The following is a 252-nucleotide window of genomic DNA, read 5'->3' as shown; positions in this document are numbered from 1 at the left end:
AAGCTGGACTGGAACATCAAGAGCGCCCTCGTGGACGGCTTCATCCTGTTATGCGTGGAGGGCGGCGAAAAGCTGGTGCAGCTGACGCGCGAGCGGCAATTGCCCTTCATTGCCCTGGCATTGAACGACGATGATCCGTCGGTCGCGTCGATCGGCGTCAACAATGTCGCCGGGGCTGCGACAGCCGCGACGCATCTGGCGGAACTGGGCCACCGGCGCTTTGCCGTGCTTGCCACCGAATTCTCTTACGAT

1 pseudogene is annotated in these 252 nt (G+C 61.9%); it reads left to right on the top strand.

Annotated elements, in window-relative coordinates:
* A pseudogene (locus ACPYOG_RS20100) lies at positions 1-252 on the top strand (hypothetical protein); the annotation flags it as partial.

The sequence above is a fragment of the Leifsonia sp. HAY1-4F genome (genome assembly GCF_056755275.1).
This window is presented reverse-complemented; position numbering and strand designations above follow the sequence as displayed.